Here is a 13,118-nt window from a genome sequence, read left to right on the forward strand (position 1 = left end):
TGCAGGATTCGAACCTGCGACCAATTGATTAAAAGTCAACTGCTCTACCGACTGAGCTAACGACCCATCTATAGGAGAATTACTCTAATTGTATCTTTTGGAGTGGTGGGTCGTGCAGGATTCGAACCTGCGACCAATTGATTAAAAGTCAACTGCTCTACCGACTGAGCTAACGACCCGCACCAAAGATAGTGATACCGCCTGAAACAATCTTAATGAAGTGGTGGGCGATACCAGATTCGAACTGATGACCCCCTCCTTGTAAGGGAGATGCTCTACCAACTGAGCTAATCGCCCACTTCATGATGACTATTACTGCATCTATACCACTGAGTTTATGATTGGTGGGCGATACCAGATTCGAACTGATGACCCCCTCCTTGTAAGGGAGATGCTCTACCAACTGAGCTAATCGCCCAATCATAAAATCATTTTTATCACAACGAGATGGTGGGCGATACCAGATTCGAACTGATGACCCCCTCCTTGTAAGGGAGATGCTCTACCAACTGAGCTAATCGCCCCGTCGTGATGGGGTCGCATTATAGGGATAGTTCAGAATGAGTCAACGCTTTTTCTAGAGAAAAATATCGTTCGTCTCAAAATTAAACAAGGGTGAGATAATTATCGTCACTATAGGGTACAGTTTAGACAAATACTCTGACTTTTCTCAACAACTTCCCGTTAATAGCATTGAGGAATTAAGGTGCAGTGATAAAATAACCCCCACTTTTATTACTTTAAATCACCAATAACGTTCATTGAAAAGTGAAACGTAATTAAGGCAATCCCCAATGAGTAAAATCAAAACCCGTTTCGCACCAAGTCCAACTGGCTATCTCCATGTTGGCGGTGCTCGTACCGCACTTTATTCCTGGTTGTATAGCCGCCATAACAAAGGCGAATTTGTATTGCGTATCGAAGATACTGACCTTGAACGCTCAACTCAGGAAGCTATCAATGCCATTATGGACGGTATGAACTGGTTAAATCTGAATTGGGATGAAGGCCCTTATTATCAGACGAAACGTTTTGATCGTTATAATCAGGCGATCGATCAAATGTTAGAACAAGGGAGTGCTTATCGCTGCTATTGTTCTAAAGAGCGTCTGGAAGAATTGCGGGAAACTCAAATGGCAAATGGCGAGAAACCCCGCTATAACGGCCATTGCCGTGACAATCTATGTCAACATAACCCAGATCAACCCCATGTCGTCCGTTTCCGCAATCCACAAGAAGGTTCTGTTGTTTTTAATGATCAGATCCGGGGCCCAATTGAGTTCAGCAATCAGGAACTTGATGATCTGATTATCCGTCGTACCGATGGCTCACCAACGTATAATTTCTGTGTTGTTATTGATGACTGGGATATGGAGATCACCCATGTCATCCGCGGTGAAGACCATATCAATAATACACCTCGCCAAATTAATATTCTGAAAGCACTAGGCGCTCCAGTGCCAGAATATGCTCACGTTTCGATGATCTTAGGCGATGACGGTAAAAAACTGTCCAAACGTCACGGCGCAGTGAGCGTTATGCAATATCGTGATGATGGCTACCTGCCAGAAGCACTGCTGAATTATCTGGTTCGTCTGGGTTGGTCGCACGGTGACCAGGAAATTTTCAGCATTGAAGAAATGACTGAGTTGTTCAGCCTGGATGCTATCAATAAATCTGCCAGCGCATTCAATACAGAAAAACTGCAATGGCTGAACCATCACTATATTAATACTCTTCCACCAGAGAAAGTGGCTGTCCATCTGGCATGGCACATGGAGCAACAAGGCATCGATACCCGTAATGGTCCACAGTTGGTTGATCTGATTAAATTACTGGGCGAACGTTGTAAGACTCTAAAAGAGATGGCTGAATCCTGCCGTTACTTCTATGAAGATTTTGCTGAATTTGATGCCGATGCGGCAAAGAAACATTTACGCCCGGTTGCCCGTCAACCTCTTGAAGTTGTCCGTGCAAAGCTGGCTTCAATTACTGATTGGATACCAGAAAATGTTCATCATGCCATTCAATCCACCGCTGATGAGCTGGAAGTCGGTATGGGTAAAATCGGTATGCCATTACGTGTTGCTGCTACCGGTGCAGGTCAATCTCCAGGTGTGGATGTCACTATTCACGCTATCGGGCAAACCCGTACTTTATCCCGTATTAATCAAGCGCTGGAATTCATTGCTCAACGTGAAACTCAGTCTTAATTAATGCATCAAAGGCGTCACTTATCACATGTGATGCCTTTTTGTTTTCAAAAAATCTTATTTAATCTCTATCTTTTTACCACTTTGCCAAACACCCTCTATTTAACTTCAACCCATTGCTCAGTCTTTATTTTATTAATTGATCATAAAATTGATGGCTTTTTCAACGCTTGTGGTGAGAATGATAAGTTAGCCGTTGACAGTATTTGCAGGGTTTCATATTATGCGCCCCGTTCCATTAATTTTGATTGGGGCTATAGCTCAGCTGGGAGAGCGCTTGCATGGCATGCAAGAGGTCAGCGGTTCGATCCCGCTTAGCTCCACCAAATCCTTTATATTGAAACAAAGTATTTGGTACTAAATTAGGACATACCACACTCGTGGGGCTATAGCTCAGCTGGGAGAGCGCTTGCATGGCATGCAAGAGGTCAGCGGTTCGATCCCGCTTAGCTCCACCAAAATTATCAGGCCCTGAAAGCCATGCTTTCAGGGCCTTTTGGTTGTTACCATATCTAACCACCATTATCGAATAAAAAACAAACTCTTTCCTTGGTTAACCTTTTTTCAACGGTTTCACCAACGAATCTAATCCCTCCAGTTTTATTGCTAAAGTCATCTCCATCAACGAACCTAATTTACCTTGTGGAAATTCCCCCTTACGAGCGAACCACAATAAATACTCTTCCGGTAAGTCAATGAGCATACGCCCTTTGTATTTACCGAACGGCATTGCAGTATTAGCAATTTCTATCAGGTTTTCTTTTTCCATAATTTGCACGTCTAATAAGGAGAAATATGTGAAAGGGAAACTGCATCATCCATGATGCAATATTCCACGATAAAACATTATACCCGTCATCTTTCAAGTTGCCTCTTTGTTGGCTGCACTCACTCACCCCGGTCACATAGTTATCTATGCTCCCGGGGATTCGTTCCTTTGCCGTCGCGATGCATCTTGAAATCCATTGGGTATATCTTTTACAGTACCAAACCTGCAATAGCCGCAGACAAGAAACTGACAAGCGTTGAACCAAACAGTAGTTTCAAACCAAAGCGGGAAACAACATTACCCTGTTTCTCATTCAAGCCTTTAATCGCACCTGCCACAATCCCAATGGAAGAGAAGTTAGCAAAAGAAACCAAGAATACCGACAAAATACCCTGCGAACGAGGAGAAAGTTCTGTCACAATTGATTGTAAGCTGTGCATTGCCACAAATTCGTTAGCAACTAATTTGGTTGCCATGACGCTACCAACCTTCAATGCTTCATCTGTAGGGATCCCAATTACCCAAGCAAATGGATAAAACACATAGCCGAGTATTTCCTGGAAGCTCTTCTCAAATACCATGCTGAATAACGCGTTAACAGCCGCAATCAAGGCAATGAAACCAATCAACATAGCAGCAACAATGAGGGCTACCTTAAAACCCGCCAAAATATATTCACCTAGCATTTCGAAAAAACTTTGACCTTCGTGAAGATTGCTCATCTGAATATCTTCTTCACTGTCAACAGCATACGGATTAATCAGTGATAGGATGATAAAGGTACTGAACATATTAAGCACCAATGCCGCTACAACATATTTAGGCGCTAAAATTGTCATGTAAGCCCCAACGATCGACATAGAAACCGTTGACATTGCAGTCGCAGCCATCGTGTACATGCGACGCTCAGACATTTTTCCCAGTACATCTTTATAAGCAATAAAGTTTTCAGACTGCCCAAGTATCAGAGAACTGACTGCGTTAAATGATTCCAGTTTCCCCATGCCGTTGACTTTAGACAGCAGGGTACCAATAACCCGGATGATGATTGGCAATAGTTTGATATGCTGCAAAATACCAATCAACGCGGAAATAAAGATAATCGGACACAATACATTCAGAAAGAAGAATGCCAGTTTTGCATCCATCATGCCGCCAAAAATGAATTCAGTCCCTTCACCCGCATATTTCAGTAAATGCTCAAACAAGCCAGCAAATCCCATGACAAATTCCTGACCAATACCAGAATTCAGGAAAAACCAAGCCAAGATAAGTTCAATAACAAGCAATTGAATAACATAGCGAGGACGAATACTTTTACGGTCACTACTCGCCAAAATAGCAAGGCCGCCAATGACAATTAAAGCTAAAAAGAAATGCAGGATTTGAGACATATCTACTCCAAACACGATAAAAAGCAAGTTTTTATAAATGCATTCTATGTAATAAAAGGTGAGCAAATAAGGATAGATATCACATTAAACTGAGATAATTCTTACTGTAAACCTTTACTTAACGAGCCTGATCACATTTTTAACTGGATCGTACAAAACCAGATTCTAAAATACCTTTATTGCTCATAACTGATTATTGAGAAAAGCTCTCAATAATCAGTATGTAAACAAAAAGTTATTCGCCCAATAAGCGGATCATTTCTTCTTCATCAATAACCGGAATATTCAACTCATTAGCTTTAGCTAACTTTGAACCGGCGGCTTCACCCGCAATCACCAAATCTGTTTTCTTAGAAACGCTACCTGTCACTTTTGCCCCAAGTGCAGCAAGTTTAGCTTTGGCTTCATCTCTAGATAACTGATGCAATGAACCTGTCAACACAACTGTTTTACCCGAAAACGGGCTGTCAATCTTCTCAGCTTTCGTTACGACAACCGGTTCCCAGTTGATACCAATATTATCAATCAGATCGTCAATGACTGCTCGGTTATGAGATTCACTGAAGAAGTTAACAACATGTTTTGCTACTACTTCGCCAACATCCTGAACCTCTTTCAATGTTTCCTCATCAGCGGAACGTAATTTATCCAGTTCGCCAAAGTGAGCTGCCAAATTAGCAGCGGTCGCTTCCCCAACTTCACGGATACCCAACGCATAAAGGAAACGGGCAAAAGTGGTTTTTTTCGCTTTTTCCAACGCATCTACCACATTCTGAGCAGATTTTGGCCCCATGCGATCAAGCCCAGTCAACTTGCCTGCCGTCAGCCTGAAAAGGTCGGCCGGGGTTTCGACATACTCTTTATCCACCAACTGATCGATAATCTTTTCTCCCATGCCGTCAACATCCATCGCCCGACGAGAAACAAAATGTCTCAGTGCTTCTTTACGCTGAGCGCCACACACCAATCCCCCCGTACAACGCGCTACAGCTTCCCCTTCAATCCTTTCAATATCTGCCCCACATACCGGACAATGTTCAGGGAAAACAACTTCATTACTGTCCTGTGGCCTTCTGTCTTCCAAGACACCGACAACTTGTGGAATCACATCACCAGCACGGCGAATAATAACCGTATCGCCAATCCGCAAACCCAAACGTTCAATCTCATCCGCATTGTGCAATGTTGCATTACTGACAGTCACACCAGAGACCAATACTGGCTCCAGACGTGCTACTGGTGTGATCGCGCCAGTACGACCAACCTGAAACTCAACATCACGAACAATCGTCATTTGCTCCTGTGCAGGAAATTTGAATGCCGTCGCCCAACGTGGCGCACGGGCAACAAAGCCTAATGTTTCCTGTAATTCCAACGAATTGACTTTGACAACGACACCATCGATATCAAACCCCAATGCGGAACGCTGGTTTACAATATCATGATAAAAATCAATGACCTGTTGACTATCTGTACAAACTTTAACTTTATCGCTGACCGGCAATCCCCATTTCTTAAACTGCATCAATCGCTCGTAGTGACTGGTCGGTAACTCTCCCCCTTCCAATACACCAACACCATAACAGAAGAAAGCCAATGGACGTTTAGCCGTAATACGGGGATCGAGTTGACGTAACGAGCCAGCCGCAGCATTACGTGGGTTAGCAAATACTTTTGCGCCCGTGCGACGTGCCTCTTCATTCAGTTTCTCAAACCCTTTTTGCGGCATGAAAACTTCACCGCGAATTTCAATACGAGCTGGAATACTTTCGCCGAACAGACGCAGTGGAATTGCACAGATAGTCCGTATATTTGATGTAATATTTTCCCCTGTTGTACCATCGCCACGAGTTGCAGCACGTACTAATTCACCATTTTCATACAACAGACTGACCGCCAAACCATCCAGTTTCAGCTCGCAGCACACTTCTAAATCCTGAGTTTCTTTCAGGCGGTCACGCACCCGCTTATCAAACGCCAGATAACTCTCTTCATCAAACACGTTATCCAGTGACAACATAGGAATTTCATGGCGGACTTGCTCAAAAGCCGTCAGAGGAGCAGCCCCAACCCGCTGCGTTGGCGAATCCGATGTAATTAACTCAGGGTATTGTTCTTCAAAATCTTTTAATTCCTGCATTAACCGATCATATTCTGCATCAGGGATTTCCGGCGCATCCATAACGTGATACAGATATTCATGATGACGTAGTGTTGTTCTGAGTTTTTCTATTTGTTGAGCAGTTGATTTCATGACTTATAACCAGCGATAAAAAGCCCCCGACTGGCGGAGGCTTGAACATTCGATAAATTGATTATACCTGAACACCAAGTGTGCTGCGAATGCGTGCTTTATATAATTCGATTTTTTGCGGCGTCAACATTTTTCGCTCATCATCAAGCACCACGCCTCCAACATCAGAAGCAATACGTTGGGCCGCCTGCAACATCAGCTTAAAATTCTGGCTAGATTCTCCGTAAGAAGGAACCACCATAAACATAGAAACCCCTGGCGTCGTAAAATCAGCCATTGTTTCAGGATTAAATGAGCCCGGTTTCACCATATTTGCCAAGCTAAATAGTATCGGGCCGCTACCTGATGGGTTCACGTGACGATGAAAAATCTGCATTTCTCCAAACTGGAAGCCAGATTGTAGAATACTTTGCAGCAAAGGTTCACCATTCAATTCCTGGCCGTGGTGTGCTGCTACGTGAAGAACCAAAACAATTTCTTTCACTTTAGTCTGAGCTTCTTTTTCGCCAACCGTCTCCTGAGGCTTTTCTTCAAGTGCAGATCTGTCTTTTTCAGGCTCATTCTGCTCTTCGAATTCAAACAGACCGAGTTGGGGTTCCTGCTCTTCTATGACTGCCCTTCTCTCTGTCGTCTCAGGCTGGCGGCCCGTCAGCAATGGATCATCGCTTTCTTCAGACGTTGCAGCATCAATTTCAGTCAACTTTTGCTGACGGCGTTCGATAGCCGGCTTAGCTTTATCATGATGAGATTTCACCTGCTTATGGGCATAAGGCTTTTGCTGATCGTCGAACGCTTCATCATCACTGTCATCGACGAAACTATTCTGACGATCATGTTTATGACGTTTAACTGGGCGATCACGAAAAAGCGAAGAACGCTCTTTACGGCTGGTCCACAACCCATGTAACAGCAAAGCTATTATTGCTATCGCACCAACAATGATTAATATCAGACGCAAATCCTGCATCATTGCTATCTCTGTTGTTTAATTAAGTATGCCACCACGGCGGAATATTTTCTGTATTAACTGTATTTGTCAAATAACACAAGTGCAAGCTTATACACACTTTTCTTATCAGAAAGATGCCTAATAAGCCTCTTTTGCGTTCTTTTTATACAGAACAATACTAGTCAGTCGAAAATCCTCCCTATATGATAGCGTTTCAATCACACAAGAGAGAATAGGAAGTATGCTGAATTTGACAAAATCGCCAAAAAATTTGAGCGGCTTTCAGTATTTGATGCAAGGTTGCAAATTAATTACTCGCCCAGGCATTAAACGATTTGTCCTATTGCCTTTGTTGGCAAATATTTTGTTTCTCGGCGGTTCATTTTGGTGGCTCTATCAGAAACTGGAGAACTGGATTCATTGGATAGTGAGCAAAATACCGGATTGGATGCAATGGCTCAGTTATATTTTATGGCCATTGGCCCTGATCTCTGTTTTGCTGATTTTTACTTACTTTTTCAGCACAATAGCGAATTTCATCGCAGCGCCATTCAATGGTCTGCTGGCAGAGAAACTGGAAGCGGATTTAACAGGAACCCCCGCACCGGATACCGGTGTTACAGCACTCTTCAAAGATGTTCCACGTATCCTGAAACGGGAATTAGCCAAGCTGTGCTACTATATTCCACGCGCTCTGGTGTTATTACTACTCTATTTTATTCCTGTTATCGGGCAGACTGTCGCACCTGTGCTCTGGTTTATTTTCAGTGCCTGGATGCTATCGATTCAGTATTGTGATTACCCTTTTGATAACCACAAAGTCAGTTTTCCAACAATGCGTAGCGCCCTTCGCCAAAACAAAGTAATTAATCTGCAATTTGGCGCCACAGTAAGTATTTTAACCATGATACCCATTGTCAATTTGGTGATTATGCCTATTGCCGTATGTGCTGCAACGGCAATGTGGGTCGATCGCTATCGAAATCAACATGCTCCCCGTATTATGCCATGATATTCATTTAAGTTATTCTTTTAGACAATAAAAATATATTTAAGTTATATTTCCATTAACCGGTTGTTGGCGTATTGTTGACCGGATATCACTAAAGGGAGTTGAAAGACGAGTATGAGTAAAATTTACGAAGATAATTCTTTGACTATTGGTCGTACCCCGTTAATTCGCCTAAAACACTTTGGCAATGGGCGTATTCTGGCAAAAGTAGAATCCCGTAACCCAAGTTTTAGTGTAAAATGTCGCATTGGTTCCAACATGATTTGGGATGCTGAACAACGCGGTATCCTACAACCAGGGAAAGAGTTGGTAGAACCTACCAGCGGCAATACCGGGATAGCCCTTGCTTATGTTGCCGCCGCTCGGGGTTACAAATTAACGCTGACTATGCCGGAAACCATGAGTATTGAGCGCCGCAAGCTATTGAAAGCATTGGGCGCGCAACTGGTGCTGACGGAAGGCGCTAAAGGCATGAAAGGCGCCATTGAGAAAGCTGACGAAATTAAAGCTAGCGATCCCGATCGTTATATTATCCTGCAACAATTCAGCAATCCGGCAAACCCAGAAATCCATGAAAAAACCACAGGCCCTGAAATCTGGGAAGACACTGAAGGTGAAGTGGATGTATTTGTTGCCGGTGTAGGGACTGGCGGTACATTAACAGGCGTTGCTCGTTACCTGAAAAATACTAAAGGTAAAAATATTACTGCGGTTGCTGTAGAACCTGAAGATTCGCCAGTTATCAGTCAGACTCTGGCCGGCGAAGAAGTGAAACCTGGCCCCCATAAGATCCAAGGTATTGGTGCGGGTTTTATTCCAGATAACCTTGATTTAAAACTGGTTGATCGCGTTTTCAAAATCAGCAACGAGGAAGCGATTAAAACCGCACGTGAAATTATGGTAAAAGAGGGCATTCTGGCAGGTATCTCCTCTGGCGCCGCCGTTGCAGCAGCGGTAAAACTTTCTCAGGAACCGGAATATAAAGACAAAAATATTGTCGTCATTCTGGCTTCATCAGGTGAGCGCTATCTAAGCAGCGTACTGTTTACTGACTTGTCTGATGAATAAAAGTTTTTAAGTAAGTTACTTAGATTTATTGATAAAAAAGCACCTAAATGGTGCTTTTTCTGTGTGGTAGATCAAATTTTTACACTTTGCCAGATGATTTCTTACAATGGGTCTAGTATTTAACCAATAATAATTATTTCGATGCTCGAAATTAATTAACAGGAGTAGTAGTTTCAGTTAAGTAGTTCCGCGATCTATCTTTACTTCAAACTATCAACCAGAAGCATCGAAAAGAATAATTTTTTTGATAATGAATAAAAATTTTTATTACATTATCGACCTGAGAGTCTATCTCAGTAGACGTAGTTAACGCTGTTCATTCTTATCAGTAAAAGTGAAACAGGCAGCACACACATGACCCGGAAGTTATGGGCCGTACTAAAGAGCGTTCAGGAGCTATTTATCGCTTTTGCCAGAATATTACCCAGTTCACTCTTTAGGTAAAAAAATCGTCTTGAATGGGATAGGCAGTAAATAAACACTCAAGTTAAAATTTGTCCATTACAAGTTCTTAACTTACACAGCAAAAATCTAAGTTATTGAGGAAACGTTATGTTCCAGCAAGAAGTCACTATTACTGCGCCAAATGGCCTACACACCCGTCCCGCTGCACAGTTTGTTAAAGAAGCCAAAAGTTTCTCCTCCGACATTACACTGACTTCCGGTGGTAAAACTGCCAGTGCTAAAAGCCTGTTTAAGCTACAAACTTTGGGACTCACTCAAGGCACTGTAGTGACCATTTCTGCTGAAGGTGAAGATGAGCAAAAAGCAATCGAACATCTGGTTAAGTTAATGGCAGAACTGGAATAATTTTCCGTTGACCGCAAAGCCAGTCAAGATTCAGAGATTGTGAATATACCCAATGGATTTCAAGATGCATCGCGACGGCAAGGGAGCGAATCTCCGGGAGCATAGCAAACATGTGACCGAGGTGAGTGAGCGCAGCCAGCAAAGAGGCAACTTGCAAGATAACGGGTATAAACAGGTATTCACTTAGCCGTTCCTCATCCCCGGATAAACTTTTATCTGGGGATATCAGTTTAAATGTATGTCCTAAAACAGCAAACCATCTGCGGGCTGGCTCTTTAAAGAATAATTATTAGTAGTTAGGTAACATCATGATTTCAGGCATATTAGTATCACCAGGCATCGCTTTCGGTAAAGCACTATTACTGAAAGAAGACCCAATTATTGTCAATCAGAAAAAAATCAGCCAAGAGCAAGTCGAACAAGAAATTTCCTATTTCAAGCAAGGCCGTGAAAAAGCCTCATCTCAGCTAGAAATTATCAAGAATATAGCAGCAAAAAACCTCGGAGAAGAAAAAGCTGAAATCTTCGAAGGGCATATCATGCTATTGGAAGATGAAGAGCTCGAGCAAGAAATTATTTCGTTAATCAAAAACGATTTCAAAACTGCGGATGCCGCAGTCTATTCCGTTATTGAAACTCAGGCCCAAGCCCTTGAAGAATTAGATGATGAATACCTGAAAGAACGTGCCACAGACGTGCGTGATATCGGTAAACGCTTGCTGAAAAACATTCTAAGTATGCCCATTGTTGATCTTGGCTCAATTTCAGAGGAAGTTATTCTGGTTGCCAACGATCTGACCCCATCGGAAACCGCACAACTCAATCTGGAAAAAGTACTCGGTTTTATTACCAATCTAGGCGGCCGAACCTCCCACACGTCAATCATGGCCCGCTCTCTTGAACTGCCAGCGATCGTAGGTACCACCCAGGCGACGACGACAATCCAAAATGGTGATTATCTAATCCTAGACGCGGTAAATAACCATATTTATATCAATCCATCTGATGCAGAAATTGAACAACTAAAAAAGACCAAAAGCGAATATCTGGCAGAAAAAACTGAACTTGCAAAGCTGAAAGACCTCCCGGCAATGACTCTCGATGGTCATCAGGTTGAAGTCTGTGCCAATATCGGTACTGTCCGTGATGTGATCGGCGCTGAGCGCAATGGGGCCGAAGGTGTCGGTTTATACCGTACAGAATTTCTGTTTATGGATCGTGATGCGCTGCCAACAGAGGAAGAGCAATTCCAAGCTTATAAAGCCGTTGCCGAAGCAATGGGCAGCCAAGCGGTTATTATACGTACAATGGATATCGGTGGTGATAAAAATCTGCCCTATATGAATTTACCGAAAGAAGAGAATCCATTCCTTGGTTGGCGTGCAATTCGTATTTGCCTTGATCGAAAAGAGATCTTACATTCTCAGTTACGTGCTATCTTACGTGCATCTGTTTTCGGTAAACTACGTATTATGTTTCCAATGATTATTTCTGTAGAAGAAGTACAGGAACTGAAAGCAGAACTTGAATTGCTGAAAGGTCAGCTTCGCGAAGAAGGTAAAAAATTCGATGAAGCGATCGAAGTAGGGGTGATGGTAGAAACACCAGCTTCCGCAGTTATTGCTCATCACCTGGCAAAAGAAGTTGACTTTTTCAGTATTGGGACAAACGATCTAACTCAGTATACTCTTGCTGTAGACCGCGGTAACGAGTTGATTTCTCATCTTTATAACCCGATGCTACCAGCAGTATTGAGCCTGATTAAGCAAACCATCGATGCTTCACACGCTGAAGGTAAATGGACGGGGATGTGTGGCGAGCTTGCAGGTGATGAACGTGCTACGCTGTTGCTATTAGGCATGGGGCTGGATGAGTTTAGTATGAGTGCGATTTCTATTCCCCGCATCAAGAAAATCATTCGTAATACTCGTTACGAAGATGCAAAAGCGCTAGCTGAGCAAGCTCTATCTCAGTCTACCGCTCAGGGGTTGATAGAATTGGTTGATACCTTCATCAAAGAAAAAACACTTTGCTAACAATACGGTTAAAACGCGGTCCAGTATAAACAATTAGGAGAAGATTCATGGGTCTGTTTGATAAACTGAAATCTCTAGTTTCAGATGATAAAAAAAACAGCGGCACTATTGAAATTATCGCACCTTTATCTGGTGAGATTGTCAATATTGAAGATGTTCCAGATGTTGTTTTCGCCGAGAAAATTGTCGGCGACGGTATCGCTATAAAACCCGCCGGCAACAAGATAGTTGCACCAGTTGATGGAACAATCGGTAAAATATTTGAAACCAACCATGCATTTTCTATCGAATCGGACAGCGGTATTGAGCTATTTGTCCATTTTGGGATTGATACGGTTGAGCTTAAAGGCGAAGGCTTTAAGCGTATTGCTGAAGAAGGTCAGCGTGTACAAAAAGGTGATTTAGTTTTGGAATTCGATCTTAAACTTCTTGAAGAAAGAGCAAAATCGACCCTGACGCCTGTTGTTATTTCCAACATGGATGAAATTAAAGAGTTATCCAAGTTGAGTGGTTCTGTCACTGTTGGTGAAACCCCCATTATGCGTATTAAAAAGTAGCAACACTTTAACTGTCACAATACCATTTTCATCTTAAAAAACGGCCGACAATCACG

11 protein-coding genes and 7 tRNA genes are annotated in these 13,118 nt (G+C 42.7%); 9 read left to right on the forward strand and 9 right to left on the reverse strand.

Annotation, left to right across the window (positions count from 1 at the left end):
• The 5 genes from OO184_RS05675 to OO184_RS05695 all read right to left on the reverse strand — a co-directional run bounded on the left by OO184_RS05675 (position 1) and on the right by OO184_RS05695 (position 524).
• Positions 1–58, reverse strand: a tRNA-Lys gene (locus tag OO184_RS05675).
• Positions 59–103: 45 nt separating this feature from the next.
• Positions 104–179, reverse strand: a tRNA-Lys gene (locus OO184_RS05680).
• A gap of 42 nt (positions 180–221) precedes the next feature.
• A tRNA-Val gene (locus OO184_RS05685) sits at positions 222–297 on the reverse strand.
• 45 nt (positions 298–342) lie between these two features.
• Positions 343–418, reverse strand: a tRNA-Val gene (locus tag OO184_RS05690).
• 30 nt (positions 419–448) lie between these two features.
• Positions 449–524 (reverse strand) — tRNA-Val (locus tag OO184_RS05695).
• A gap of 270 nt (positions 525–794) precedes the next feature.
• Between OO184_RS05695 and gltX the strand changes: the two genes are divergently transcribed.
• The 3 genes from gltX (at position 795) to OO184_RS05710 (ending at position 2,671) form a co-directional block, all read left to right on the forward strand.
• The gene (gltX, locus tag OO184_RS05700) at positions 795–2,213 is read left to right on the forward strand and encodes a glutamate--tRNA ligase (protein WP_265378348.1); all 1,419 of its coding nucleotides are present in this window, start codon (positions 795–797) and stop codon (positions 2,211–2,213) included.
• A 250-nt stretch (positions 2,214–2,463) separates the two neighbouring features.
• Positions 2,464–2,539 (forward strand) — tRNA-Ala (locus OO184_RS05705).
• Positions 2,540–2,595: 56 nt separating this feature from the next.
• Positions 2,596–2,671, forward strand: a tRNA-Ala gene (locus OO184_RS05710).
• Between the two features lie 95 nt (positions 2,672–2,766).
• On the opposite strand, the gene OO184_RS05715 is transcribed toward OO184_RS05710, so the two are convergent.
• The 4 genes from OO184_RS05715 to zipA form a co-directional block, all read right to left on the reverse strand.
• Complete coding sequence (locus tag OO184_RS05715; RefSeq protein WP_088372462.1) at positions 2,767–2,982, reverse strand: DUF3820 family protein; 216 nt, start codon at positions 2,980–2,982, stop codon at positions 2,767–2,769.
• Positions 2,983–3,191: 209 nt separating this feature from the next.
• Entirely contained in the window at positions 3,192–4,376 is a 1,185-nt protein-coding gene (locus tag OO184_RS05720; RefSeq protein ID WP_132344189.1) for a NupC/NupG family nucleoside CNT transporter, read from the reverse strand.
• A 235-nt stretch (positions 4,377–4,611) separates the two neighbouring features.
• On the reverse strand, positions 4,612–6,630 hold the full coding sequence (gene ligA, locus OO184_RS05725; RefSeq protein WP_265378349.1) for an NAD-dependent DNA ligase LigA: 2,019 nt from the start codon (positions 6,628–6,630) through the stop codon (positions 4,612–4,614).
• A gap of 61 nt (positions 6,631–6,691) precedes the next feature.
• On the reverse strand, positions 6,692–7,600 hold the full coding sequence (gene zipA, locus OO184_RS05730) for a cell division protein ZipA (RefSeq protein WP_265378350.1): 909 nt from the start codon (positions 7,598–7,600) through the stop codon (positions 6,692–6,694).
• A 220-nt stretch (positions 7,601–7,820) separates the two neighbouring features.
• Between zipA and cysZ the strand changes: the two genes are divergently transcribed.
• The 6 genes from cysZ to crr all read left to right on the forward strand — a co-directional run bounded on the left by cysZ (position 7,821) and on the right by crr (position 13,062).
• Positions 7,821–8,591 (forward strand): sulfate transporter CysZ, encoded by a 771-nt coding sequence (gene cysZ / locus OO184_RS05735; RefSeq protein ID WP_265378351.1) that lies wholly within the window; start codon positions 7,821–7,823, stop codon positions 8,589–8,591.
• Positions 8,592–8,705: 114 nt separating this feature from the next.
• Positions 8,706–9,659, forward strand: a complete 954-nt coding sequence (gene cysK / locus OO184_RS05740; protein WP_265378352.1) for a cysteine synthase A — start codon at positions 8,706–8,708, stop codon at positions 9,657–9,659.
• A gap of 552 nt (positions 9,660–10,211) precedes the next feature.
• The gene (gene ptsH, locus OO184_RS05745; RefSeq protein WP_021323875.1) at positions 10,212–10,469 is read left to right on the forward strand and encodes a phosphocarrier protein Hpr; all 258 of its coding nucleotides are present in this window, start codon (positions 10,212–10,214) and stop codon (positions 10,467–10,469) included.
• 64 nt (positions 10,470–10,533) lie between these two features.
• Positions 10,534–10,656 (forward strand): hypothetical protein, encoded by a 123-nt coding sequence (locus OO184_RS05750; RefSeq protein WP_265378353.1) that lies wholly within the window; start codon positions 10,534–10,536, stop codon positions 10,654–10,656.
• A gap of 121 nt (positions 10,657–10,777) precedes the next feature.
• Positions 10,778–12,505 (forward strand): phosphoenolpyruvate-protein phosphotransferase PtsI, encoded by a 1,728-nt coding sequence (gene ptsI, locus OO184_RS05755; RefSeq protein WP_265378354.1) that lies wholly within the window; start codon positions 10,778–10,780, stop codon positions 12,503–12,505.
• 47 nt (positions 12,506–12,552) lie between these two features.
• Positions 12,553–13,062, forward strand: coding sequence for a PTS glucose transporter subunit IIA (gene crr, locus OO184_RS05760; protein WP_015833547.1), 510 nt, complete (start codon positions 12,553–12,555; stop codon positions 13,060–13,062).
• Positions 13,063–13,118 lie beyond the last annotated feature (56 nt).

Origin of the sequence: Photorhabdus aballayi (assembly GCF_026153155.1) — a bacterium.
In the GTDB taxonomy this organism is placed as follows: domain Bacteria; phylum Pseudomonadota; class Gammaproteobacteria; order Enterobacterales; family Enterobacteriaceae; genus Photorhabdus; species Photorhabdus luminescens.

Excerpts from the sequence above, each read along its gene's own strand:
- cysK (WP_265378352.1), top strand. The coding sequence starts at position 8,706 with ATGAGTAAAATTTACGAAGATAATTCTTTGACTATTGGTCGTACCCCG.
- OO184_RS05750 (WP_265378353.1), top strand. The coding sequence starts at position 10,534 with ATGCATCGCGACGGCAAGGGAGCGAATCTCCGGGAGCATAGCAAACAT.
- gltX (WP_265378348.1), top strand. The coding sequence starts at position 795 with ATGAGTAAAATCAAAACCCGTTTCGCACCAAGTCCAACTGGCTATCTC.
- cysZ (WP_265378351.1), top strand. The coding sequence starts at position 7,821 with ATGCTGAATTTGACAAAATCGCCAAAAAATTTGAGCGGCTTTCAGTAT.
- OO184_RS05715 (WP_088372462.1), bottom strand. The coding sequence starts at position 2,982 with ATGGAAAAAGAAAACCTGATAGAAATTGCTAATACTGCAATGCCGTTC.
- ptsH (WP_021323875.1), top strand. The coding sequence starts at position 10,212 with ATGTTCCAGCAAGAAGTCACTATTACTGCGCCAAATGGCCTACACACC.
- zipA (WP_265378350.1), bottom strand. The coding sequence starts at position 7,600 with ATGATGCAGGATTTGCGTCTGATATTAATCATTGTTGGTGCGATAGCA.
- ligA (WP_265378349.1), bottom strand. The coding sequence starts at position 6,630 with ATGAAATCAACTGCTCAACAAATAGAAAAACTCAGAACAACACTACGT.
- ptsI (WP_265378354.1), top strand. The coding sequence starts at position 10,778 with ATGATTTCAGGCATATTAGTATCACCAGGCATCGCTTTCGGTAAAGCA.
- crr (WP_015833547.1), top strand. The coding sequence starts at position 12,553 with ATGGGTCTGTTTGATAAACTGAAATCTCTAGTTTCAGATGATAAAAAA.
- OO184_RS05720 (WP_132344189.1), bottom strand. The coding sequence starts at position 4,376 with ATGTCTCAAATCCTGCATTTCTTTTTAGCTTTAATTGTCATTGGCGGC.